The sequence below is a fragment of the Streptomyces sp. NPDC002602 genome (assembly GCF_042889445.1).
Classification (GTDB): domain Bacteria; phylum Actinomycetota; class Actinomycetes; order Streptomycetales; family Streptomycetaceae; genus Streptomyces.
Genome location: NZ_JBIAQX010000001.1, coordinates 1,144,896 through 1,168,025, shown reverse-complemented (window position 1 = coordinate 1,168,025; position 23,130 = coordinate 1,144,896). Strand labels below are relative to the sequence as shown.

At 73.8% G+C, this 23,130-nt stretch carries 18 protein-coding genes; 8 read left to right on the top strand and 10 right to left on the bottom strand.

What is annotated here, in order from left to right; all coding sequences use genetic code 11:
* Positions 1-71: 71 nt before the first annotated feature.
* The 4 genes from ACFYW3_RS04775 (at position 72) to ACFYW3_RS04760 (ending at position 4,285) form a co-directional block, all read left to right on the top strand.
* Positions 72-2,036: an ABC transporter ATP-binding protein gene (locus tag ACFYW3_RS04775; RefSeq protein ID WP_389385534.1), complete on the top strand. Its 1,965-nt coding sequence runs from the start codon at positions 72-74 to the stop codon at positions 2,034-2,036.
* Between the two features lie 48 nt (positions 2,037-2,084).
* The gene (locus ACFYW3_RS04770) at positions 2,085-2,462 is read left to right on the top strand and encodes a VOC family protein (RefSeq protein ID WP_351756732.1); all 378 of its coding nucleotides are present in this window, start codon (positions 2,085-2,087) and stop codon (positions 2,460-2,462) included.
* Positions 2,463-2,540: 78 nt separating this feature from the next.
* Positions 2,541-3,650, top strand: coding sequence for a MerR family transcriptional regulator (locus ACFYW3_RS04765; RefSeq protein WP_389385533.1), 1,110 nt, complete (start codon positions 2,541-2,543; stop codon positions 3,648-3,650).
* Entirely contained in the window at positions 3,647-4,285 is a 639-nt protein-coding gene (locus ACFYW3_RS04760; RefSeq protein WP_351756738.1) for a hypothetical protein, read from the top strand. Before ACFYW3_RS04765 ends, ACFYW3_RS04760 begins: the two co-directional genes overlap by 4 nt.
* Before the next feature lie 38 nt (positions 4,286-4,323).
* Here the strand turns inward: ACFYW3_RS04760 and ACFYW3_RS04755 are convergent, their stop codons facing one another.
* Together ACFYW3_RS04755 and ACFYW3_RS04750 are read right to left on the bottom strand one after the other, a co-directional pair.
* A complete protein-coding gene (locus tag ACFYW3_RS04755) occupies positions 4,324-6,411 on the bottom strand; it encodes an ATP-binding protein (RefSeq protein WP_389385532.1) in 2,088 nt (695 codons plus the stop codon).
* Between the two features lie 92 nt (positions 6,412-6,503).
* Positions 6,504-7,214 carry an FCD domain-containing protein gene (locus tag ACFYW3_RS04750; protein WP_351756744.1) on the bottom strand — a complete coding sequence of 237 codons (711 nt, stop codon included), beginning with the start codon at positions 7,212-7,214 and terminating at the stop codon, positions 6,504-6,506.
* Positions 7,215-7,373: 159 nt separating this feature from the next.
* Here ACFYW3_RS04750 and ACFYW3_RS04745 point away from each other — a divergent pair, with 159 nt between their 5' ends.
* Both ACFYW3_RS04745 and ACFYW3_RS04740 read left to right on the top strand, forming a co-directional pair.
* Entirely contained in the window at positions 7,374-7,853 is a 480-nt protein-coding gene (locus ACFYW3_RS04745) for a gluconokinase (protein WP_389385630.1), read from the top strand.
* Between the two features lie 254 nt (positions 7,854-8,107).
* Complete coding sequence (locus ACFYW3_RS04740; RefSeq protein WP_389385531.1) at positions 8,108-9,505, top strand: gluconate:H+ symporter; 1,398 nt, start codon at positions 8,108-8,110, stop codon at positions 9,503-9,505.
* 37 nt (positions 9,506-9,542) lie between these two features.
* Here ACFYW3_RS04740 and ACFYW3_RS04735 read toward each other — a convergent pair whose 3' ends face one another.
* From ACFYW3_RS04735 to ACFYW3_RS04715, 5 genes are all read right to left on the bottom strand, one after another.
* Entirely contained in the window at positions 9,543-9,752 is a 210-nt protein-coding gene (locus ACFYW3_RS04735; RefSeq protein WP_351756752.1) for a hypothetical protein, read from the bottom strand.
* Positions 9,749-10,984: a hypothetical protein gene (locus tag ACFYW3_RS04730; protein WP_351756754.1), complete on the bottom strand. Its 1,236-nt coding sequence runs from the start codon at positions 10,982-10,984 to the stop codon at positions 9,749-9,751. Before ACFYW3_RS04730 ends, ACFYW3_RS04735 begins: the two co-directional genes overlap by 4 nt.
* A 119-nt stretch (positions 10,985-11,103) precedes the next feature.
* On the bottom strand, positions 11,104-12,492 hold the full coding sequence (locus tag ACFYW3_RS04725; RefSeq protein WP_351756757.1) for a cytochrome P450: 1,389 nt from the start codon (positions 12,490-12,492) through the stop codon (positions 11,104-11,106).
* A gap of 282 nt (positions 12,493-12,774) precedes the next feature.
* Positions 12,775-13,497 carry a hypothetical protein gene (locus ACFYW3_RS04720; protein WP_351756759.1) on the bottom strand — a complete coding sequence of 241 codons (723 nt, stop codon included), beginning with the start codon at positions 13,495-13,497 and terminating at the stop codon, positions 12,775-12,777.
* A gap of 227 nt (positions 13,498-13,724) precedes the next feature.
* Positions 13,725-17,288, bottom strand: a complete 3,564-nt coding sequence (locus ACFYW3_RS04715) for a S8 family serine peptidase (RefSeq protein ID WP_389385530.1) — start codon at positions 17,286-17,288, stop codon at positions 13,725-13,727.
* 164 nt (positions 17,289-17,452) lie between these two features.
* Between ACFYW3_RS04715 and ACFYW3_RS04710 the strand changes: the two genes are divergently transcribed.
* Both ACFYW3_RS04710 and ACFYW3_RS04705 read left to right on the top strand, forming a co-directional pair.
* Positions 17,453-18,949, top strand: a complete 1,497-nt coding sequence (locus ACFYW3_RS04710) for an MFS transporter (protein ID WP_389385529.1) — start codon at positions 17,453-17,455, stop codon at positions 18,947-18,949.
* Positions 18,950-19,156: 207 nt separating this feature from the next.
* Positions 19,157-20,287 (top strand): agmatine/peptidylarginine deiminase, encoded by a 1,131-nt coding sequence (locus tag ACFYW3_RS04705; protein WP_389385528.1) that lies wholly within the window; start codon positions 19,157-19,159, stop codon positions 20,285-20,287.
* A gap of 118 nt (positions 20,288-20,405) precedes the next feature.
* On the opposite strand, the gene ACFYW3_RS04700 is transcribed toward ACFYW3_RS04705, so the two are convergent.
* From ACFYW3_RS04700 to ACFYW3_RS04690, 3 genes are all read right to left on the bottom strand, one after another.
* The gene (locus ACFYW3_RS04700; protein ID WP_389385527.1) at positions 20,406-20,720 is read right to left on the bottom strand and encodes a DUF6126 family protein; all 315 of its coding nucleotides are present in this window, start codon (positions 20,718-20,720) and stop codon (positions 20,406-20,408) included.
* A gap of 15 nt (positions 20,721-20,735) precedes the next feature.
* Positions 20,736-21,380, bottom strand: coding sequence for an XRE family transcriptional regulator (locus tag ACFYW3_RS04695; RefSeq protein WP_351756771.1), 645 nt, complete (start codon positions 21,378-21,380; stop codon positions 20,736-20,738).
* Positions 21,381-21,464: 84 nt separating this feature from the next.
* On the bottom strand, positions 21,465-23,003 hold the full coding sequence (locus ACFYW3_RS04690) for an ATP-dependent DNA ligase (protein ID WP_389385629.1): 1,539 nt from the start codon (positions 23,001-23,003) through the stop codon (positions 21,465-21,467).
* Positions 23,004-23,130: the final 127 nt, after the last annotated feature.

Sequence of the window (23,130 nt, the reverse complement as noted above, 5' to 3'; positions counted from 1 at the left end):
GGCCGCCATCCAGGGCACACGAAGGCCGATGCCTTGACCTCAAGTTTGGTTGAGGTCCTACTGTCCGGGTCATGGACATGGAAGTCACCGCCTGGACCTCGCTCCACAGCGCGATCAACGCACAGCAGGATCGTCGCCCGCTCTCCCGGGCGAGCCTGCACCGGGTCGCCGCCTTCGCCCGCCCGCACCGCCGCGGACTGACCCTCTTCCTGCTGCTCAGCGTCGTCACGGCGCTGCTCGCGGTCGCCACTCCCCTGCTCGCCAGCCGGGTCGTGGACACGATCGTCGGCGGTGGGGACAGTACCCGCGTCACCCGGCTCGCCCTGCTGATCGCGGTGATCGCGGTCGTCGAGGCGGGGCTCGGGCTGTTGACCCGCAAACTGTCCTCCACCCTCGGCGAGGGATTGATCCTGGACCTGCGGACGGCGGTCTTCGACCACGTGCAGCGCATGCCGGTCGCCTTCTTCACCCGCACGCGGACCGGGGCCCTGGTCAGCCGCCTCAACAACGACGTCATCGGGGCCCAGCGGGCCTTCAGCAACACCCTCTCCGGGGTGGTCTCCAACACCGTCACCCTGCTGCTGACCCTCGTCGTGATGCTGAGCATCTCCTGGCAGATCACGCTCCTGGCCCTGGTCCTGCTGCCGGTGTTCGTGCTGCCGGCCCGCCGGATGGGCACGCGGATGGCGGCGATGCAGCGGGAGGCATCGACGCTGAACGCCGCGATGGGCACGCAGATGACGGAACGGTTCTCCGCGCCCGGCGCCACCCTCGTCAAGCTGTTCGGCCGGCCCGCCGACGAATCCGCCGAGTTCGCCGCCCGCGCGGCCCGGGTGCGGGACATCGGCGTCCGCACGGCGATGGCGCAGTCCGCGTTCATCACCGCCCTCACGCTGGTCTCCGCCCTGGCCCTCGCGCTGGTGTACGGGCTCGGCGGGTACTACGCGCTGCGCGGGACCCTGGAGGCCGGCTCCGTCGTCGCCCTCGCCCTGCTGCTCACCCGGCTCTACTCCCCGCTGACGTCGCTGGCCGGTGCCCGCGTCGAGGTGATGAGCGCCATGGTCAGCTTCGAGCGGGTCTTCGAGATCCTCGACCTGAAGCCCCTCATCGCCCAGAAGCCCGACGCCGTGGACGTGCCGGAGGGCCCGGTCGCGGTGGAGTTCGACCGGGTGTCCTTCGGGTACCCCTCCGCCGAGCGGGTCTCGCTGGCCTCCCTCGAGGAGGTCGCCACGCTGGATCCCCGGGGTGGCACGGAGGTGCTGCACGAGGTGTCCTTCCGGGCCGAGCCCGGACAGATGGTCGCCCTGGTCGGTTCCTCCGGCGCCGGCAAGTCGACCATCGCGCAGTTGCTGCCGCGGCTGTACGACGCCGACGCGGGCGCCGTGCGGATCGCCGGCATCGACGTACGGGACCTCACGGCCGACTCGATCCGGGCGACGCTCGGCATGGTCACCCAGGACGGCCACCTCTTCCACGAGTCGGTACGGGCCAACCTGCTGCTGGCCCGGCCCGAGGCCGCGGAGGAGGAGATCTGGGAGGCGCTGCGCCGCTCCCGACTGGACGGTCTGGTCGCCTCGCTGCCCGACGGTCTCGACACCGTCGTGGGTGAACGCGGCTACCGGCTCTCGGGCGGCGAACGGCAGCGGCTGACGATCGCCCGGCTGCTGCTGGCCCGTCAGCGGGTGGTGATCCTGGACGAGGCCACCGCCCATCTGGACTCCACCTCGGAGGCGGCGGTCCAGGAGGCCCTGGCCGAGGCGTTGGCCGGGCGGACCGCCGTGGTGATCGCGCACCGGCTGTCGACCGTGCAGGCCGCCGATCAGATCCTGGTGGTGGAGGAGGGCCGGATCGTGGAGCGGGGCACGCACATCGAGCTGCTGGCGGCGGGCGGCCGGTACGAGGAGCTGTACCGGACCCAGTTCGCCTCCGAGGACGCGGGGGACGCCGAGGACACCGGGACCGGCGGGGCCGGCATGGCGGTCGGGGCCGACGTGGCGGTCGTGCCGGGCGGCGGGACGGCCGCCCCGGGCGCATGATGCCGAAAGGCCCGCACTCCGGAGCCGCTGCCGAACGTGGAGGTCGTGATGGACATCAAACTGGAGCTGGTCGCCGTCCCCGTCACCGATGTCGACCGGGCCAAGGCCTTCTACGAGAGGATCGGGTTCCACGCCGACCACGACGTCACGGTCAGCGAGGAGATCCGCTTCGTCCAGTTGACCCCGCCCGGATCGGCCTGCTCGATCGCGCTGGGCAGGGGACTCACCCGAATGACCCCCGGGTCCTTGGACAACATGCAGGTGGTGGTCACCGACATCGAGGCGGCCCACGCCGATCTGCGGGGGCGGGGCGTTGAGGTCACCGAGGTCCAGGACATGCCCTGGGGTTCCTTCGTGTACTTCTCGGACCCGGACGGGAACGGCTGGGCCGTCCAGCAGACGAAGCCCCGCACGGCCGCGTCCTGACCGCGCCGGCGACTCCCCGGTCGCCGGCGCGCCGGACGAGTTGACCTTCAAGTGGGATGAACGTCGATGATCTCGGTCATGGACGACAGCACCTCCGATCTGATGGGCATCGGCGCGTTCGGCCGCCGTGTCGGGCTCGCGCCGAGCGCCCTGCGCTTCTACGACGACTGCCGCGTACTGCTCCCCGCCCACGTCGACCCCGTCACCGGCTACCGCTCCTACTCCCCCGACCAGCAGCCGCGCGCCACGCTGCTGCGCGGGCTGCGGGAGGCGGGGTTGGCGTTGGCCGACGTGGTCGCCGTGCTCGACGGGACGCCCGAGGAGGCGCGGGCGGTGCTCGAACGCCACCACCGAGCCGTGCGGGAGGCCCGGCGCGCCGGCGACGCCGCGCTCGGGGCGGCGCTGGAAGGGCTGCCCCCCGGGCCGGGCGGCAGCGAGTTCACCCTGGGCGGGGCCGAGCTGGCGAGCGCCGCCCGGCAGGTGGCGCCGGCCGCCGGGCGGGACCCGGCCCATCCCGTGCTCGGCCTCGTGCTCGTCGAGTTCGACCGGGACGAGGTCCGCTTCGTGGCCACCGACCGCTACCGTCTCTCGCTGCGCACCCTGCGGTGCCGTGCCGCGGCCGGACCGCCGGGGCGGCTGCTGGTCGACGCCGACACGCTGGTCGAACTCGGGGCGTGGGCCGCCCGAGCCGCCGAGGTGACCCTGGTGGCGCGACCCGGCGGCGCACCCCTGACCGTCCGCCGTCCGGGCGGGACGCGCGAGGTGCCGGTGGCCGGGGGCACCTTCCCCGCCTATCGGGACGTGCTCGCGGGTCTCCCCGCCCCCGCGCACCGGGTGGTCGTGGACCGGGTCCGACTGATCGCCGCGCTCGACGCGTGCGGGGACTCCTCGGCCGTCGCCCTGGAACTCGGCCGCGACCGGCTCCTCGTCACCCTGCCGGACGGGACCCCGGCGCCGATCGAGCCGGCCGCCGTGCGGGAGGAGGCGGAGCCGGTGCGGATCGGTTTCGACCCCGCCGTACTGGGCGCGGCCCTGGAGGCCGGTGTGGGGCCCGACGTACTGCTGGAGTTCTCCGAGACCACCGGTCCGGTACTGGTCCGCTCCGCCGACCAGGGCAGCTTCACCACCCTGGTGATGCCGGTCGCCCTCCCGTCCACCGCCCCGACACCCCCGAGGACGTCCGCGTGAACCCCGAGAACACCGTCGTACGGCTCTGCGCCCAGGGCATGACCGCCGAGGGCGAGGGCCGGGACTCGGACGCCGAGGCCCTGTTCCGGCAGGCGTGGGAGGCGGCCACCGACGACTACGAGGCCTGTGTGGCCGCCCACTACCTGGCCCGCCGGCAGCCGACCCCCGAGGACACCCTGCGCTGGAACCTCACCTGCCTCGCGCGCGCAGACCGGGTGGGCGACGAGCGGGTCCGCGCCTTCTACCCGTCCCTGCACGGCGCGATCGGTCGCGCCCACCTGGAACTCGGCCGGCCGGACGAGGCCCGCCCCCACTTCGAGGCGGCCGCCGCACGGCTGTCCGACCTGCCGCCCGGGGCGTACGCGGACTGGCTCCGCCTGCGGATCGCGCGGGGCCTGCGCGCCACCGCCCCCGAGGTCCCCGACCCCCTGCGGCCCCTGTTGGGGCGTCTGTGTTCCCGCTCCGACCTGGAGTCGCTGGGCGTGCTGCTGCCGCCCTACCTCGCCTCCCTCGGCCGCCCGCAGGACGAGGAGCGCCTGACGCTCGCCCTGCGCATGCTGCACGCCGAACGGCGACTGCCGGCCGCCGATCAGGCGGCCCTGGGCGAGCTGATCGCGCTGCGCGCGGCGGCCTGACCGGAGGCCTGTCCGGGGGCCGAGCGGACCGCGCGGGCTCAGCCGTCGTACGGGTGCGACCGGGTCCGCAGGGCGTGGCCGTGACGGACGCCCTCCAGGAAGGCGGCCTCGTAGGCCTGGTCTCCCAGGGCGCTGCGGGCGGTGCGTTCGCATTCCTCGCGTACGGGGCCCAGTTCGGGGGTGCCGCGTTGCGGATGGCCTACCGCCTGCCAGTACGCGTGGCCCGTGCCGTACGCGTGCGCCGCGCCCGCCTCGTCGCCCGAGGCGGCGCGCGCGGCGGCGAGCAGGTCCAGGCCGAGGGCGGTGCCGAAGCTGTCGCCCAGTTCCCGCTTGCTCTCCAGCATGGCTCGGGCATGGCCGGCGGATTCGTCCGGTCGGCTCTCGAACAGGCAGATCAAGGCGAGTTGGTACTCGGCGTAGGCCCGCGTCCAGTGCTCGTCGCGGGCGACACAGCCGGACAGCAGCCGCTCGGCCTCCGCGCGGGCGTCCGCGAACAGGCCCAGTCCGGTGAGGGCGAACACCCGTACCAGGTGGCAGCGCAGTCGTGGCGCCGAGTCGAAGGGCCTGCCGGGGATGGCCTCCAGGACGTTGTCGGAGACGATGCGCGCGGCCAACGGCCTGCCGGCCAGCAGGTGGCTCAGCCCCAGCAGGTAGGCGGCGTCCAGGGCGGGGCCGGGCGTGTGCTCGAACTCTTCGGCCAATGCCTCGCAGGCGAGCGCGAGTTGATGAGCCTGATCCTTCTCGCCCTGGAGCAACAGGGTGACCCCGAGGGCCCACAGGGAGCGGACCCGCCCCTCCGCGGGCACGTCCTGGGGTCGCGCGGTGGACAGCGCGCGCTCCAGATAGCCGCGGGCCGCGTGCAGGTAGCCGCTGCAGGCCCAGAAGAAGCCGACACGGCCTGCCAGTTCCAGGGCCTGCTCGGGGGTGGTGGCCAGGGTGTGGTCGAGGGCGGCGCACACGTCTCCGTGCGCGGCGGCGATCCGCCGGTAGGCGTCGCGCTGGCCCGGCCCGAGCCAGTCCCGCTCGGCGGCGCGCACCAGGTCCAGGAAGTACCCCGCGTGCCGGGTCCGCAGGGCTTCGCGTTCCCCGACGGCGTCCAGCCACATGGCCCCGTACTCGCGGATCGTGTCGAGCATCCGGTACGTGGCGCCTTCGCCGTCCGGGTCGCCGGCGCCGGCGTCGGTGCGGCGTACGACGGACTTGGCGACCAGCGTCGCCAGCAGCGGCCCGGTGTCGGCCTCGGTGAGCGGGGCGGCGGAGCACACGGCGCGCACGGCCGGTGCGTCGAAGGCGCCGCCGAACACGGACAGCCGCAGCCACAGCAGCCGTTCGCGCGGCTCGCACCACTCGTGGCTCCAACCGATGGCGGTGCGCAGGGCGCGGTGGCGGGCCGGCCGGGCGGATCCATCGCCGGCGAGCGGGCCGATCCGACGGGCGAGCCGCTCGGCGAGCTCCTCGACGGTGTGGTCCGTCAACTGCGCGGCGGCGAGTTCCAACGCGAGGGGGACTCCTTCGAGGCGGGCGCAGATGGCCCGGGCGGCCTCGATCCGTTCCTGTCCCCACGGTGGGGCCTGGGAGGGGTCTGCCTCGCCGGCCCGGGCGGTGAACAGGGCCAGCGCCTCCACGGCGTTCGCGTCGTGCGGCAACGACCCCAGTTCCAGGACGTGTTCCCCGGCCGAGCCCAGTGATTGACGGCTGGTCAGGAGGATCACCAGGTGCGGGGCGGCGTCCAGGAGGTCCTGTACGAGGGAGCGCACGGCGACGATCAGGTGTTCGCAGCAGTCCAACACGAGGAGCAGTCGGCGCTCGCCGATCCACTGCCGGACCGCTTCGCCCAGGGTGCGGGGGGTGTGGTCGGCGAGGTCGAGCGCGTCGGCGACGATGTCCACCAGCAGTCGGTCGTCGGGCAGAGGCGAGAGGTCCGCCCAGTGGACGCCGTCGGGGAAGGAGTCGCCGACCCCCGTCTCCAGCGCCTGGTGGACCAGTCGGCTCTTCCCGACGCCACCCGGCCCGGTGAGGGTGATCAGTCGACCCTCGGCCAAGGCCGCTTCCAGCGCTGCCAGTTCGCCGTCCCGCCCCACGAACGAGGCGGGTTGGCCGTCACTTCTCTCGGTAAGTCCCCACACGCGCCCAGTGTGGCGCACGGTGCGTGCCTCTCGGGCCCGTCGGGGAAAAACGGCCGGACCTCGCGGGTGCGCGGCGGGCGCCCTGCGGTCGGTCAGGGGGCGAGTACGTCGAGCTCCCCCAGGGCGCCCACCGCGATCTGCCGGGTCAGCGCCTCGGCACGGGCCGCGTCGCCCTCCCGTACTGCCTCCGCGACCCGGACGTGCAGGGTGACCGCGGCCGGGTCCGGGTCGTGGAACATCACCGCGTGTTCGGTGCGGCCGGTCAGCACCTCGGCGACGACGTCGCCCAGCCGGGCGAACATCTCGTTGCCCGACGCGTTGAGGACGATCCGGTGGAAGGCGATGTCGTGCCGCAGATACCCCTCCAACTGGTGACCGCGCGAGGTGCGGACCATGCCCAGGGCGGCTTCGGTGAGCCGGGCACACTGTTCCGGGGTGGCCAGCGCCGCGGCCAGTCCGGCGGCGACCGGTTCGACGGCCGAGCGCAGCACGGTGAGGGAGCGCAGTTGGCGGGGTCGGTCGGTGCCGGCGAGTCGCCAGCGGATGACGCGCGGGTCGTAGACGTTCCACTGGTCCGCGGGACGCACGGTGACGCCGACCCTGCGACGTGACTCGACGAGCTGCATGGACTCCAGGACGCGGACGACTTCGCGGACCACGGTGCGGGAGGCGTCGAAGCGTTCGGCGATCTCGTCGGTGCGCAGGACGCTGCCCGGCGGGGACTCGCCGGCGGTGATCGCGAGACCGAGAGCGTCCAGGACACGGGAGTGAAGCCCCTGCACAGGACTGCCTTCAGTGGTCATGGCGTAAGCGTACGGTGACCGCCGATCGAACAATAGATGTGATGTATCCCCTCACCCCCTTGAATAAGTACTACTTAATGGGCTTCAGTGGTGCCGCACGAACCGATGTCGACGAGGACAGCGAGGTAGGACGTGAGCTCCCAGCGCGTCATTGTGGTGATGGGTGTGGCCGGCACGGGCAAGACGACCGTGGGCCGGCTGCTCGCGGAGGCCCTCCGTGTCCCCTATGCAGAGGGGGACGCCTTCCACCCGGAAGCCAACGTCGCCAAGATGTCGGCGGGCACCCCGCTGGACGACGCGGACCGATGGCCGTGGTTGGACGCCATCGGCGAGTGGATCCGTCGCGGCGCGGACCTGAAGGGCGGGATCGTCGCGGCCTCGTCCCTCAAACGCTCCTACCGCGACCGGTTGCGGAGCTTCGCCCCGGGGGTCGTCTTCGTCCACCTCACCGGTGAACGCCCCCTGATCGAGCGGCGGATGGCGGAGCGCAAGGGCCACTTCATGCCCACCACCCTGCTCGACTCGCAGTTCGCCACGCTCGAACGCCTCCAACCGGACGAACCCGGTGTCGCCGTCGACGTACACGGCACTCCCGAGGAGATCACCCACCGGGCACTGGAGTCCCTGCGCCGACTCTGATCCCGTGCGCCGACTCCGATCCCAAGGGCTACCGGAGCCGGCGCACCGCCCGCCCGTCCGCCGGCCCCGCACGCCCTCCCCGAGGCCGCCGCATGCCCGCGAGCCGGCCACGGGACACCCCGGGACACCCCGGGACATCGCCCCCGCGCCCCGGCGTACCCCGGGAACGCCACGACGACGTACCCCGACACCACTCAGCACCACTCAGCACCACTCACCGCCACCGAAGAGCCACGAGTTAAGGAACCGTCACCGTGACCGGTCTCACCGTCGAGACATTGGCAGCGGCCGCCCCCGGACCCATCACCTCGGCCGGGCACGCCCAGTTGGGCGTGGCCGTCCTCGCGGGCATCGCCGTCATCGTCCTGCTCATCACCCGCTTCAAGCTGCACGCCTTCCTGGCCCTCACCGTGGGCTCACTCGCCCTCGGTTCGTTCGCGGGCGCCCCGCCGGCGAAGACCATCGCCAGTTTCACCACCGGCCTCGGCACGACGGTCGCCGGTGTCGGCGTACTCATCGCGCTCGGGGCGATCCTCGGGAAACTGCTCGCCGACTCGGGCGGCGCCGACGAGATCGTGGACACGATCCTGGCGCGCGCCAAGGGGCGGGCGATGCCCTGGGCCATGGTGCTGATCGCCTCCGTGATCGGGCTCCCGCTCTTCTTCGAGGTCGGGATCGTGCTCCTGATCCCCGTGGTGCTGCTGGTCGCCAAACGTGGCAACCACTCCCTGATGCGGATCGGCATCCCGGCCCTCGCCGGACTGTCCGTGATGCACGGGCTGATACCCCCGCACCCGGGCCCGCTCGTCGCCATCGACGCGCTCCACGCGAACCTGGGCGTCACCCTCGCCCTCGGAGTGGTCGTCGCCATCCCGACGGTGATCATCGCCGGGCCGCTGTTCTCCCGGTACGCCGCCCGCTGGGTGGACATCCCCGCGCCGGAACACATGGTCCCGCAGCGCCCGTCGGCCGAGTTGGAACACCGCCCGCGGTTCGGGGCGACCGTGTTCACCGTGCTCCTTCCCGTGGCCCTGATGCTGGTCAAGGCGCTCGTCGACATCGTGGTCAACGACCCCGACAACGGTGTCCAGCGCATCACGGACGTGGCCGGTTCACCGCTGATCGCGCTCCTCGCGGCCGTACTGGTGGGCATGTTCACCCTCGGCAGGGCGGCCGGCTTCACCAGGGAGCGGCTCTCGTCCACGGTGGAGAGGTCCCTGGCCCCGATCGCCGGCATCCTGCTGATCGTGGGCGCGGGAGGCGGCTTCAAGCAGACCCTCATCGACGCCGGGGTCGGCCGGATGATCCTGGAACTCTCCGAGAACTGGGCCGTGCCCACGCTGCTCCTGGCCTGGCTCATCGCGGTGATCATCCGCCTCGCCACCGGCTCGGCGACGGTGGCCACGATCTCCGCGGCCGGTCTGGTGGCCCCGCTCGCCGCGGGCTCGTCGACCACGGAGACCGCCCTGCTGGTGCTGGCGATCGGGGCGGGCTCGCTGTTCTTCAGCCATGTCAACGACGCCGGATTCTGGTTGGTCAAGGAGTACTTCGGGATGACCGTCGGGCAGACCGTCAAGACCTGGTCGGTGATGGAGACCATCATCTCGGTGGTCGGCCTGGGCTTCGTCCTCCTGCTGTCCCTCGTCCTGTGAACCGGGCGGGCGGCGGGCCCGGCCGGTTCAGGCCGGTTCAGGCGTGGGGCCCGCCGTCGAGCTGGGCTGCGGCCAGGGCGAATCCGCCCGCGGCGGTGGCGCAGCGCTCCGCGAGGGCGGCGACCTCGACGCGGAAGGCCTCGGCCCGCGGTCCCTGGTCGCGCAGGTCCTCGGCGGCGGCCCGCAAGCGCTGCGCGTGTGCGCGCAGAACGGCGCAGTGCGAGCGCAGGGTGGTGGTGTCGGTCATCGGGACCACTCCTCGCCGTCGTGGATCCGGACCAGGCGGCTGTCCGTGATCCGGCTCCGGAAACGGGACGGCGAGGCGTACGCGGGGCGTCGTGAGCGCTGTCCGTACGCGCCGGTCAGGCGGAACACCCGGGTTCGGGGGTCCGCGGGGCGTCGTGCGGCGCCCCGGGAGTCCACGGCGAAGACGTGGGTGACCGGGTAGACGGTGGTGAAGTCCCGGCTCCCGGCGAGGTGCAGGGCGGTGCTCCCGCCCAGGCCCCGTCCGAACAGGGCGAGTTCGGTGCCGGAGGGCACGACGGCGCGGACGGCCCGGGCGACCGCGTGCGCGTACGGGATCTCCGGTCCGTCGGCCACCGCGTGGACATCGACACCGGCGGGCGTCGCGCCCGCCCCGGGCGCACCCGGCGGTTCGGCGAGGTGGATGACGTACCGGAGGACGCCGTCCGGCCCGACCGCCTGTTGGACGAGGAGGGTTCCGTCGGTGTCGAGCGAGGCGAGGTTGCGCACGCATCCGGCGACGGTGCCGCTGGTGTCGAGCCGGTCGAGGAGCCCGTGGGGGCGGTCGGGCGCCTCGGCGGGACGGGGGCCCCGGGCGCAGAAGGCGCGGGCGGCTGCGCCGAGACCGAGGAGGGGTTCGGCGGGCATCGCCCGTCCGGTGGCGATCTGCCAACCGGCGTGGTCGTTGAAGGGGTTCTCGTCGGTCAGCGCGTGCCAGGCGAGGATGTCCGCGAAGGACGGGGAGAGCAGCGCGAAGGCGCGTTCGGCGCCCCGGACCCGCATCACCTCGCGGAACAGTCGGACGGCCTCCGCCTGCCGTCCCTCCTCGACCGCCGCGAGGATCCCCGCCGTGTCCGGATCCGTGAGCAGCTCCGGGCGGCCCGCGCCGGCCGCTCGGATCCGGGCCTTGAGACCGCAGACGGCGAGGCTGACGGCGAGGCTCTCCCGGCCGGTGAGGATCCCGGCGAGCCACCCGGCCCGGGCGACGCCCCGGCCGCGCGGCGCCCAGCCGAGGCCCGCCGGATCTGTCAGGGTGCGCAGCAGGGTGCGCCAGCCGAGCCGGCGGGGGCCGCCCCGGCCGAGCGCACTGACCGGCAGGCGCCCGCCGAGGGCCAGTTCGGAGGCGTGGCGGGCGGCTTCGCCGACGGCGTCGGCGGCTTCCGCCAGCTCGCGGCACACGGCGTGGAGCAGCTCGGGATCCGGGTCGGTGGACGCGGTGGTCGCGGCGTCGGACATGGGTTCCTCGTGGGGTCGGTACGGCGGGCGGGCGGGCGACGGGGCGGGGCGGCCGCGGCACGGGTGGGCGTCGGCGGCGCGGGTCGGCGGCGGAGCACGTGCCGGGGGGCACGACCGGATCAGCGGCGGGTGATCGTGAGCCGGATCCGTCTCGGGTCCAGCGCGGCGGGCAGCGGTCCCACCGGATCCAGGGCCGGTCTGCCGTCCCGGACGCGGTGCCCGCGCAGCAGTTCGGCGCAGAACGCGGCCACGACGAGCAGAGCCAGCCGGTCTCCGGGGCAGCGGCCGGCCCCGTGGCCGAAGGGGGCCATCCGGAGGTCCTCGCGGGAGCCCGGGGAGGTCCACCTCCCGGGTACGAAGGCGTGTGCGGCGGGCACGTGGTCGGGGTCGCGCTGGTGGAACAGCGCGGGCAGGAGCACGGGGGTCCCCGCCGGGTGGCGCACGCCCCGCCACTCGGTCTCGGTCCGGGTGACCCGGACCAGGTCGGGGACGACCGGGTAGAGGCGCAGCGTCTCCTGTACGCAGGCCCGCAGCCGGGGCAGTTCTCCCTTGGCCGCGCCGCCGGACCGGGCCTCCGCGCAGGCCGCGTCCTGTTCGGCGGGGTGGGCGGCGAGGAGCAGCAGGGTGCGCAGCAGGGTCGCGGGGACGGCGTCCAGGGCCCGTAGCCAGTGGAGGGCCTGGCCGATGGGGTCGAGGGTGCCGGCGGGGTCGGGGTGTCGGCGGGCCCGTCCGACGAGGGTGTAGGGCTCGGCGGCGGCGGCGTACCGGGCGATGCGTGCGCCCGCCTTCTCGTACAGGGTTTCGGCGGCGCCGTGTTTCCTCGGCGCCCCGCGGTCGCCGCCGGCGTCGAGCCGGTCGAGCCAGCCGGCGAGTTCCTCGTCGCCGGCGGCCGTGTCGCCGAGCACCATGCGGCGGGCGGCCCGGGTCACGGTGTGCCGGGCGGGGGCGAGTCGGAGGGCGTGGGAGGCGCCCAGCCGGCCGGCCTCGTCGGCGATGACCGCGAGGAAGGGGCCGCAGGAGGGATGTACCGGGCTGCCCGAGGCCAGCACGATCTCGTTGACCTCGCGGCGGCGTGCGCGGAGGTCGTCGCGGTCCGGTTCGGGGGCTCGGCCCGGGTCCGCGTCGCGGGTGGGGCCGCCGGCCACGGGCGCGGCGCCGGGGGCCCGGCACTTGTCCGGTGGGCACGTGGCGAGTTCGCTCGGGGGCGCTTCGTGGAAGCGGGGCAGGTCGAGCGGGTCCAGCAGGACCAGCGTGGGGCCGGTCGGGCCGCGCAGCAGGACGGGTGCGCCGCCGTGCCGGGCCCGCAGGGCGCGCAGGGTGGCGGCGGGCCATCGGGGCCGGCCGGGCCCGGGGCGGAGCAGTCGCGCGTGCGGGCCCATCAGGTCGCGTACGAGCACGGGCAGGGTGTGGGTCGCGGCGAAGCGCACGGCCTCGGCCCGGCGGGCCCGTGCGGGGCGGCCGCCCTCGGTCGGGGCCGCCTGGCCCCGGGTCGTGGTCGACTGGGTCATGCCGGGACCACCTTGCCTGGGTTGGACAGGCGCTTCGGGTGGGGAAGCCGCCGAGGGGGCGGGCGGCTCGCCGTACCTCCGCACAGCCGGAAAGCAACGGTCGGTGACATCGGGATCACCGTACGTCGAGCGCGGGGGGTGCGCGCTCCGAGTGCTCTGCGGGAGTGGATCGAGGCCGTCGGGCCGGGCGGCGGCCTAGGGTGCGGCGGCGGAGTGGCGCGGCGGCGGAGTGGCGCGGCGGAGCGCGTCTCGTTCATCCGGGTCGGGGCGTGCGGCGCCGCCTCACTTCGTGGTGGGAGCGGTGGGCGCGGTGAACACGGCGTCCCGGAACGCGGTGCGCAGTGTTCCCGTGCCGTGTGCGGGCAGGAGGGCCGCCCAGCGGTGGTGCCGGGGCGAGACCCAGACGGACGGCCCGTCGCCGTGGGCCCAGACCCCGCCCGCGACGGGGTGCCAGAGCAGGCCCCGGGCGGGGGTGAGTTCCCCGGTGCGGATCCGCAGGGACTCGGCGGTCCAGGAGCGGCTGACGGGGTGGTCGGTGGTGGAGAGCAGATGGCCGAGGAAGCGGCCGAGGTCGCTCAGGGGTGCGTGCAGGGTGCCGCCGGTGAAGCGGGTACGGCTCATGCGCAGGGGTTGCCAGACCCGGGCGGCGGCGCATTCGGCGAGCGGGCCGCCACAGAGGTGTTCGGCGAGCCGGGTCAGTGCGGGCACCCCGTCCGGGTGGGTGAGCAACTGGTGTGCGGTGGTCCTGCCGGAGGCTCCGGCGGCGGCCGGGCCGTAGACGGCGAGCGGGGTGTGCAGCGCGAGTTCCCCGGCCGTGACGAGGCTTCCGATGACGGGCCACAGCGCCAGCACGGCGGCGAGCCGGCCGACGTCGGACTCGGTGTCCCCGTCCCCGCCGACGGCGTGGGTGCCGTCCGGCCCGCCGACCGCCCAGCGGGCCCCGGGGTCGGCGGCCCGTACGAGTTCGTGGATCCGCTGCTCTGCCTGGTCGTCCAGCACGGTCATGGTCGCCCACGCTAACCGCGCCGACTCCCGGTACCCCGTGCCCGCTCCGGCGCGGCCGTCGTCCGCCACCCGGATGCCGGTACGACAATCCGTGCGCGACGCCGCCGTGGGTGCGAAACGGGGGCGGGACACCCGGAGGTGTCCCGCCCCTTCACGCGTCCGGCCGGCGAGGTGCCGGCCGGTCGGGACGGGCCCGGGCCCGGACGTCGGACCCGGGCGCCGGCCCGTCAGGTCCGGTCGGGCCGGTCCGTGACGCGCAGGGTGTTCAGCAGGGGCTTCCCGTAGCCGTTGTGGGTGATGAAGCGGACGTTGAGCACGCCGTCCGTGACCGTCACCGTGTAGGAACGGTTCAGGGCCGTGTAGGTGCCGGCCTCCAGGGAGACGTCCAGGGACGGCAGGACCTGGGTGCCCTCGGCGATGACGTCGAAGACGCGCTTGTTCGGCTTGGTGTTGGAGAGCTCCGCGAAGCCCAGCTCCACCGTGTAGGTCCCGTTCGGGACGTTGTCGAAGCGGTACTCGTACATGCCCTCGCGGGCGTTGCGGTACAGCCGTTGGTCGTCCGTTCCGGCGATGGTGCGGCCGGTGGACTGGACGGTGGCGTTGCCCTGGTAGCCGTACGACCCGGGGGTGTACTTGCGGTCGGGCGACCAGCTGTCACCGATGGCGTCCGTGCCCGCGTAGTCGGATCCCGCGTCCAGGGCGACCTGGTAGCGGGGGACGACGACCTTGACCGGGACGGTCAGGACCGGTGCCCGGCCGCTGGCCGACGTGATCTTGAGGTCCGCGGTGAGGACCGTCCCGGCGGTCAGGCCGGCCGTGTCCACGGTGAGGGTGAGCGGGGCCTTGCCGCCGGTCGGGAGGGTGCCCGAACCGGGGGTCGCGGTCAGCCAGGGGGCGTCCTCGGTCACCGTGAACGCGGTGCCCAGGCCCGGGTTGGTCAGGTCGAGGGTGCGGGTCCGCTTCTGGTTGGCGGGGAGCACGACCTCCACGGCCGACTTGGCGGCGGTGACCTTGCCGGTGCGCAGGGACCGGGTGACGGCGGTGACGTCGGCCGGCTTGACGTCGACCGTCGCGGTGGCGGACTCGTACGACGGGGCCGACAGTGCGACGGTCCGTGCGCCCGAGGGGGTCTGGACGACGTAGCCGCCGTCCGCCGCCGTGGTGGCGGAGACCGCCGTGTCTCCGGTGCCGACGGTGACCGTGGCGCCCGCGACGCCGTTGCCGTCGTTGGCGTCGAGCACCCGACCGGCGACGACACCGCTCTTGGTGGTGCGGAAGGCGATGGACAGGCCGTCCGAGACGACCGCGGTGTTGAAGGAGTACGTGAAGGCGTCGGTGCCGGTGGCGTTCTCCACGCCGATCGTGGCGGTGGAGCCGCCCTTGATGCCGGTGCCGCCCGTCCCCTTGTAGGCGTAGGAGACGGTGCCGTCCTCGCCGATGGAAGCCGAGAACGAGAACGTGTCGGCCTGGGCCGACCAGTGGGACACGCCCCGCCACTCGATGACGTAGGCGCGGTGCGGAGCCGTGCCGGTCACGGCGGTGAAGACGCCGGATCCACTGCCGGCGGCGCCGACGACCAGGTCGTCCCAGAACGGGTAGAGGGCCGCGTTCGGGGTGGCCGTGCTCGGGAGGTCGCCGTTGATGTCGCCGGTGTTGTTGCCGCCGAAGCTGACGGTGCCGTTGGTGCCGATCCACGCCTGGCCGTACGTCTTGCCGTACAGCGGCAGCGGGAACGGCAGGTCGACGCGCTCGGTGGTGTTGTCACCGGTCAGCGCGAGCTGTCGGTCGCCGGCCGTGTAGGGGCGTCCGCTCGTGGTGGCGCAGGCGTAGCCGTAGGCGTCGGTCCGCTCGGGGAGGTTCACCGCGACGGTGGTGTCCCCGGTGACGGTGACGTGCGCGCTGCCGCCGGTGACACAGCGGGAGGAGTGGGTGGCGTTCACGTCGTACGTTCCGTGCGGCAGGGTGACCTCGAAGCGGCCCTGCGCGTCGGTGGTCGCGGTGACCGGGGTGTCGGCCACGGTGACGACGGCGCCCGCGGCCGGACCGCCGGCGGCGGAGACCGTGCCGGTGAGCTTGGCGGAGGCGGCCTGGGTGAGGGTGAAGTCACCGGTGGCGGTGGCGTTCTCGGTCACGGTGGCCGTCGCGGTCTGCTGTCCGTAGCCGAACTTCGACGCGGTCAGGGTGTACGCGCCCACCGAGAGGGAGCCGAAGCGGTAGGTTCCGTCGGCGGCGGTGGTCGTCGTACGGTCGATCGGGCCGTCGGCGGTGATCTTCACGCCGGCGACGGGCGCGTCACCGGAGCGGACGGTGCCGCCGAGGGCGCCGATCGCGCCGCGCGGGGCGCCGTTGACCGCGGCGAGGGCGTCCAGCTTGCCTTCGCCGAAGACGTTGTTGTCGGCGGCGGTGCCACCGCACTGGCTGCTGTCGGTGTCCGCGGCGGTGCCGTCCAGCAGGGCCTCGGTCTGGGCGATGTCCCCTTCGAGGGCGGGCGCGGCGGACCAGAGGAGGGCCACGGTGGCCGCGGTGTGCGGGGAGGCCATCGAGGTGCCGGAGAAGGCCTCGTACCCGCCGCCGGGCACGGAGGAGCGCACGTTCACGCCGGGGGCCGCGATGTTGGGCTTGATGATGCCGCCGGGGCCCGCGCCGCGCGAGGAGAAGGAGGCGATGGCGCCGTTGATGTCGAAGGCGCCGGAGCTGTAGGAGCTCGCGTAGTCGCCGGGCGATCCGCTGGTGGAGCAGCTCGGGCCGGCGTTCCCGTTGGAGAAGGCGGGGAAGATGCCGGCGGCCCGCCAGGTGTCGACGATCTGCTGGTACCAGTCGTCGTGCGCGGCGCTGCCCCAGGAGTTGTTGACGACGTGCGGGGCCAGGTCGGGCCGCGGGTTCTGACCGTTCAGGTCGGTCGGCGCGACGATCCACTGGCCGGAGGCGAGCAGGGAGGCCTCGGAGCAGGAGTTGGTCTCGCAGCCCTTGGCGGCGATCCACTTGGCGCCCGGGGCGACACCGATCTTGTTGGCACCGCCGTCGTCGCCGACCATGGTGCCCATGGTGTGGGTGCCGTGGTCGTTGTTGTCGCAGGGCGCGGCGCCGGCGCAGACGCCCGCCGGGTCGAACCAGTTGTAGTTGTGGTCGTACGACCCGTCGGCGCTCTTGCCGCGGTACTGGTTGTTGACGGCCGGGTGGGTGTAGTCCACGCCGCTGTCGATGTTGGCGACGACGATGCCTTCGCCGCGCACGCCGAGCTGGTCCCAGACCTGGGGGGCCTTGATCCGGTCGATGTTCCATTCGACCGCGTCGGCGGCGGTCTTCTCCCGGCTGCCCTCGGCGGGCTTGGGGAGGGAGACCTTGTCGTCGGCGTCGATCCGGGCGACCTCGGGGCGCTGCGCCAGGGTTCCGGCGAGCTTCTCGCTGCCGACGACCCGGACGGCGTTGACGATCCAGTACGAGGTGTACTCCGCCTTCGCGCCGTCCAGGGCCTTGATCACGGCGGCCTGGCTGCGCGCGGCATGGTCCTTCTTGACCCGCAGAACCGTTTCCGCCTTGGCGGCGCGGGTCTTCTGCTTCCCCGCGGCGGTCAGGTCGGCGGCGCTGTCGAGATACACCCAGAAGACGGCCTTCGCGGAGCCGTCGAGCTGGGTGCGGAGCTTCGGTTCGATCTTGCGCTCGGCGGCCCCGGGGGCGGGGCCGGGCTCCGGTGCGGCCGCGGCCACCCCCGCGCCGATGGGTAAGAGCAGGATCGAGGCGAGAGCGGCGAGCGCCGCGCGCAAGGATCGTCGTCTGTCGCGTTGTGCCACGTGTGGTCTCCTCGGACGCCGTGTGCAGGTTGTGCGGAAAGGGCGTGCGTGATGTGCGCGGGTCATGTTGATCGAGGGGTCATGTTCATTACAAGAGGGCCTATTGAGCCGAGTTTCGGGCCGGCCGGGTGGCCCATGTCGGTCGACCGCGCCAGCCTGGGGACATGACCACACCCGACCGACCGTCACCCGAGCCGCCCCGACCCGACGTCCCGCTCGCCTCGGCCCGGGGCAGGTGGATCCTGCTGACCACCGTCCTCGGATCGGGCATGGCCCTGCTCGACTCGACGGTGGTCAACGTGGCCCTCCCCGCCATCGGGCGGGATCTGGACGCCGACCTCGCGGTGCTCCAGTGGACGGTCAACGCCTACCTGCTGACCCTGGCCGGCCTGATCCTGGTCGGCGGGGCGCTCGGCGACCGGTTCGGACGGCGCCGGATCTTCGTCGTCGGCGTGGTGTGGTTCGCGCTGGGCTCACTGCTCTGCGGCATCGCGCCGAACGCCGGCGTGCTCATCGCCGCCCGCGCCCTCCAGGGCATCGGCGGCGCGCTGCTGACGCCCGGTTCACTCGCGCTGATCCAGGGGTCGATCCACGCCGACGACCGGTCCCGGGCCGTCGGCCTGTGGTCGGGATTCGGCGGGGTGGGCGCGGCCGTGGGTCCGTTCCTCGGCGGCTGGCTGGTGGACGGACCGGGATGGCGCTGGGTGTTCCTCATCAACATCCCGCTGGCCGCGCTGTGCGTGCCGGTGGCCCTGCGGCACGTACCGGAGTCCCGGGACCCGCAGGCGCACGGCACGTTCGACGTGGCCGGCGCCGCGCTCGGCGCCGGCTCGCTCGCGCTGGTCACCTACGCGCTGATCGAGGCCCGCAACGGCGGCGCGCTCGTCATCGCGGCGGCCGTGTGCGGAGTGCTGTTGGCCGGCGTGTTCGTGTACGTGGAGCGGCGGCGGGCCGATCCGATGGTGCCGCCGGACATCTTCGCCTCCCGCCAGTTCACGGCGGTCAACCTGGTCACCCTGTGCGTGTACGCGGCCTTCGGCGGCTTCTTCTTCCTGGCCGTGCTCCAGCTCCAGGTGGTGGCCGGGTACTCCGCGCTGGCCGCCGGGGCCGCCCTGCTGCCCACCACCGTGCTGATGCTGCTGCTGTCCGCCCGGTCGGGGGCGTTGGCCGAACGGATCGGGCCGCGGATCCCGCTGACGGTGGGGCCGCTGCTCTGCGCGGCCGGAATGCTGCTGATGACGCGGGTCGGGCCGCACGCCTCGTACGTACAGGACGTGCTGCCCGCCCTGATCGTGATGGGGATGGGAATGGTGGCCCTGGTGGCCCCGCTGACGGCGACGGTACTGGCCTCGGTGGACCCGGGCCGGGCGGGCCTGGCCAGCGGCATCAACAACGCCGCCGCCCGCGTCGCCGGACTCCTCGCGGTGGCGGCGCTGCCGCTGCTCGCGGGGATGGGGCCCGACGCCTACCTCTCCGCCGATCTCTTCGACGCGGCGTTCGACCGCGCCATGCCCTGGTGCGCCGGAATCCTCGTCGTCGGCGCGGCGCTGGCGTGGGCGACCGTGCGCAAGCCCGCGCCCGACGCCCTCCAGCCGCAGTGTCGCACCCAGTGCGGAGTCACGGCTCCGGCGCTCGAATCCCCGCGGGCCGCGCGACGGTGACACCGCATCGGCACTTCAGCAGGGGCCCGGCGCCGGCGGGGTGAGCATCGGCGGCCGGCCGGTCGTCACGGGTGAGGGCACGCGGTCGCGTTGTCGCGCCATCCGATGCGCTCGGGGCCCTGCGGGTGCGCGCCCAGCATCTTGACTGAAATTTCAGTTAGTGCCACAGTGCGGCTACCCCTCATCCCCCCTCCTCCGGAGGTTCGAATGAATCCAAGCCGTAGAACCCTGTTGCGCTCGGCGGGAGTCGGCGCCGTCGGACTGGCACTCGGCGGCCTCGTCCCGCAGTCGGCGCAGGCGGGCCAGGTGGCCCGGACCGGGGCGGCCGCCGGCCGGATGACCGTCCCGCTCGACGACGTCCGACACCTGCGCACCTGGATGGCCTGGCCCTCCAACCGCTCCATCTGGGGCTCCGACCTCGCCGGCGTGCAGCAGGACATCGCGCTCATCGCCCGTACCGTCGCCCGCTTCGAGCCCGTCGTGATGTGCGCGGCGGACGCGAGCGCGGCGGCGACCGCCCGGTCCCGCTGCGGTTCCACCGTCACCGTCATCTCCACCATCCCGGTCGACGACCTCTGGATGCGCGACACCGGCGCCGTCTTCCGCCGCGACGGCGCGGGCGCCGTGGACGCGATCGGGCTGGGCTTCAACGGGTGGGGCGACAAGCAGACCCACCGCAAGGACGAGAACGTGGCCCGGCTGATCGCCTCCCGCGAGTCACTGCCCTTCGGCACGGCGGCGTTCGTCGGCGAGGGCGGCTCGGTCGAGACCGACGGCGACGGCACCCTGATGGCGACCGAGAGCAGCCTCGTCAACAAGAACCGCAACCCGGGACTCGGCCGGGCCCAGGTGGAGGCCAGGGTCCTCGCCGCCTACGGCGCGGACAAGATGCTCTGGGTCCCGGGGATCAAGGGGCAGGACATCACCGACGACCACATCGACGTCACCTCCCGGTTCATCCGACCCGGCGTCGTGATGGTCCAGGTACCGCCCGCCGACCGCACCGACATCTGGGCCAAGGACGCCCGGCAGCAACTCGCGATCCTGTCCGCCGCCACCGACGCCAAGGGCCGCCGGCTCCAGGTCATCAAGGTCGACGGCCCGGACACCCTGCGCTCCGACAACCCCGACTTCGTCGACTCCTACCTGAACTTCCACGTGGCCAACGGAGCGGTGATCACCTCGCAGTTCGGGGACCGGGCCAAGGACGCCGGCGCCCGCCAGGCGCTCGCGGCGGCCTTCCCGGGCCGCGAGGTCGTCCAGCTCGACGTGGACCGGCTGATGGGCGGCGGCGGGGGCATCCACTGCTCCACGATGCAGCAACCCGCCGCGGGCTGAGCCCCCGCGGCGCGGCGGCGGATCCGACGGCGGGCGTGCGCGCCGCCCCCGTCGGAACCGTGCGCGACGCGCGTGCGGCGGATCCGTCGCCGCGCGGCGGGGGTCGAATCCGCGGGCCCTACTGGTTCTCGGCGCCCAGCACGAAGAGCAGGTAGACGAAGAAGGCGAAGAGGTGACCGACGAAGAGATAGGCGATCAGGCGGATGATCAGCCCGCGCGGGAACTTGGACTCGAAGCGCTTGAGCAGGGTGTCCGGCGCTGCCCCGGTCTCCTGCGGATCAGCCGGATCGGCCGGATCGGGCTGATGGGTCTGATCGGCCGGACCGGCCTGATCGGCGGGACCGGTCCGATCGGCGGGACCGGCCGGAACGTCGTGCGCGGGAACACCGGGCGCCTCGTTCGCGGTGGCGGTCACGTTCTCTCCCTGGGACATGGTGCGGCTCCTCGGCTAGTGGTGGTGCTGGGTCGCGCCGCCGAGACACACCCCGGCGAGGCCGCTCTGCAGCAGCGTGTGGACGAACAGCAGGTCCGCGCCGGCGGCGTCGGCCGCGCCGATCCGGTGGGGGGTGAGCGAGTCGAAGTGCGCGCTGTCCCCCGGTTCGAGCAGGTGCTCGGCCTCCCCCAGGTGCAGCCGCAGCCGCCCGGTGAGGACGTACAGCCACTCCTCGCCGGGGTGGACCCGAACCAGTTCGCCCCGGACCTGGCCCTGCGGAACGTGCACGCGCAGGGCCTGCATGCCCCGACCCGAACCGCCGGCCGGCCAATAGGTCCAGCCGTCGGCCTCGCGGGCCCCGGGTCCGCCGCCCCGTACGATGGGGTCGGCCGCGGCCGAGGTCTCGCCGAGCAGTTCGGAGACCGTCGTTCCATAGGTGCGGGCGAGTCCGAGCAGCAGCGGCAACGAGGGCGTGCGGCGGCCCGTCTCCAGGCGCGACAGGTGGGCGGGCGACAGCCGGGCGCGTGCGGCGGCCGCCTCCAGGGTGAGCCCGGCGCGGCGGCGCAGGTCGCGCAGGCGCGGGGCCACGGTGGGGAGTTCCCCCGACGGGTCGTCGGGGTCGGCCGCTTCTTCGGGGCCGGGGGCAGGACCGGTTGTCATGCCTCGATTGAGCCAGATTCTTACCCCACTGGCAAACACTCTTACCTCTGAGGCAAAAGCACCGATCGAAGCACCGATCGTCGCCTACGCGAGGGGTCCGCCGAGTACGGTCTCCACGGTATCCGCCTGCCCGGCGTCCTTGTCCGGGCGGTGCCGCAGGACCCGCGCGAACCGCAGCGCGACCCCGGCCGGGTAGCGCGAGGAGCGTTGCAGGCCGTCGTAGGCGATCTCCACCACCAGCTCCGGTCGGACCCGGACGGTGAAGCCGTCGTCCTCCACCGCCAGTTCCAACAGCCGCTCGGTCTGCCAGCGCAGCATCACGTCGGTGAGGCCCTTGAAGGTCTTGCCGAGCATGGCGTGGCCGCCCTCGGCGGCGCGGGCGCCCAGATGCAGGTTCGACAGGAGGCCGGTGCGCCTCCCGTGTCCCCATTCGGCGGCCAGGACCACCAGGTCGAGGGTGTGCACGGGCTTGACCTTGAGCCAGTGCCTGCCGCGCCGCCCCGCCGCGTAGAGCGAGTCGAGGCCCTTGATCACCACCCCTTCGTGGCCCCGGCGCAGGGACTCGGCCGCGAACTCCTCGGCCGCGGCCGTCGCGCCCTCGGCCGCCGGGTCCTCCACCGCCAGCCGCCGGACGCGGGAGGACTCCGGGACCAGCCCCGCGAGCACCGCGTACCTCTCGCGCACGGGCAGGTCGAGGAGCACCTCCTCCCCCGCGACCAGGACGTCGAAGAAGTGGACGCGGACGGGAAGGGTCTGCCGGGCGGCCGCCACGTCCACCCGGGAGCCCACACGGCTCGCGACCTCCTGGAAGGGGACCGGCCGCCCGTCGGGGCCCTGCCCCACGACCTCGCCGTCGAGGATGAACCGCTCGCCGGGCAGTGTCAGGGCCAGTTCGGCCACCTCCGGCAGCCGGTCGGTGATCTCGTCCAGGGAGCGCGTGTAGATCCGTACGTCCGGCCCGTCGCGGTGGACCTGGACGCGGATCCCGTCCAGCTTCTCCTCCACGGCGCAGGGTCCGAGCGTGTCCAGCGCCTGCGTCACCGACGCGGCGGTGCCCGCGAGCATCGGCTGGACCGGCCTGCCGACCCGCAGGGTCACCCCCTCCAGCGCCCCCGCGCCCTCGGCCAGCACCGCAGCGGCGACCCGGGACAGGGACCCGTCCAACATGACGGCGCGGCGCAGCGCGGCGGCCGGCACCCCGGTGGCCGCGGCCACCGCGTCCAGCGCGACGGCGTCGAGCGCGCCCTGTCGGACCTCGCCGAAGAGCAGACCGCGCAGGAAGCGTTGCTCGGCCTCGGTGGCCGCGCCGAACAGGGCGTCCACGATCCGGTGCCGCTCGGCCCGGGAACCGGGGCCCGCGACGGCGGCGAGTCCGGTCACGGCGGCGTCGACCTCGCCGACGGTGAGGGTCGGCCGGGGCGCGGGGGCGATCTCGCGGCCGAGGGTGCGCCATCCGACCCCGGGGCGGCCCTGGGGCAGCCGCCCGGCGAGGTAGGAGACGACGACGGCGGCCTCCTCCGCGGGCGCGGCGGCGAACACCTCGGCGAGCAGGGCGGTCTTCGCGGAGCGGGCGGAGGTCTCGGAGACCTCCCGGGACACGCGCGCGACCTCGGCGAGCAGCATGCGGACCATCCTGCCGCCGCTCGTGCCCGTGCGCAGGTCGGCCGCACGGATCGGCCTCACGGATCGGCCTCACGGATCGGCCTCATGGATCGGCCTCATGGATCGACCGCGCGGATCAGCCGCACGG

Coding starts and splice junctions, on each gene's coding strand:
- ACFYW3_RS04775 (WP_389385534.1), top strand. CDS start 72: ATGGACATGGAAGTCACCGCCTGGACCTCGCTCCACAGCGCGATCAAC.
- ACFYW3_RS04770 (WP_351756732.1), top strand. CDS start 2,085: ATGGACATCAAACTGGAGCTGGTCGCCGTCCCCGTCACCGATGTCGAC.
- ACFYW3_RS04765 (WP_389385533.1), top strand. CDS start 2,541: ATGGACGACAGCACCTCCGATCTGATGGGCATCGGCGCGTTCGGCCGC.
- ACFYW3_RS04750 (WP_351756744.1), bottom strand. CDS start 7,214: ATGACCACTGAAGGCAGTCCTGTGCAGGGGCTTCACTCCCGTGTCCTG.
- ACFYW3_RS04745 (WP_389385630.1), top strand. CDS start 7,374: ATGGGTGTGGCCGGCACGGGCAAGACGACCGTGGGCCGGCTGCTCGCG.
- ACFYW3_RS04735 (WP_351756752.1), bottom strand. CDS start 9,752: ATGACCGACACCACCACCCTGCGCTCGCACTGCGCCGTTCTGCGCGCA.
- ACFYW3_RS04730 (WP_351756754.1), bottom strand. CDS start 10,984: ATGTCCGACGCCGCGACCACCGCGTCCACCGACCCGGATCCCGAGCTG.
- ACFYW3_RS04725 (WP_351756757.1), bottom strand. CDS start 12,492: ATGACCCAGTCGACCACGACCCGGGGCCAGGCGGCCCCGACCGAGGGC.
- ACFYW3_RS04720 (WP_351756759.1), bottom strand. CDS start 13,497: ATGACCGTGCTGGACGACCAGGCAGAGCAGCGGATCCACGAACTCGTA.
- ACFYW3_RS04710 (WP_389385529.1), top strand. CDS start 17,453: ATGACCACACCCGACCGACCGTCACCCGAGCCGCCCCGACCCGACGTC.
- ACFYW3_RS04705 (WP_389385528.1), top strand. CDS start 19,157: ATGAATCCAAGCCGTAGAACCCTGTTGCGCTCGGCGGGAGTCGGCGCC.
- ACFYW3_RS04700 (WP_389385527.1), bottom strand. CDS start 20,720: ATGTCCCAGGGAGAGAACGTGACCGCCACCGCGAACGAGGCGCCCGGT.
- ACFYW3_RS04695 (WP_351756771.1), bottom strand. CDS start 21,380: ATGACAACCGGTCCTGCCCCCGGCCCCGAAGAAGCGGCCGACCCCGAC.
- ACFYW3_RS04690 (WP_389385629.1), bottom strand. CDS start 23,003: ATGCTGCTCGCCGAGGTCGCGCGCGTGTCCCGGGAGGTCTCCGAGACC.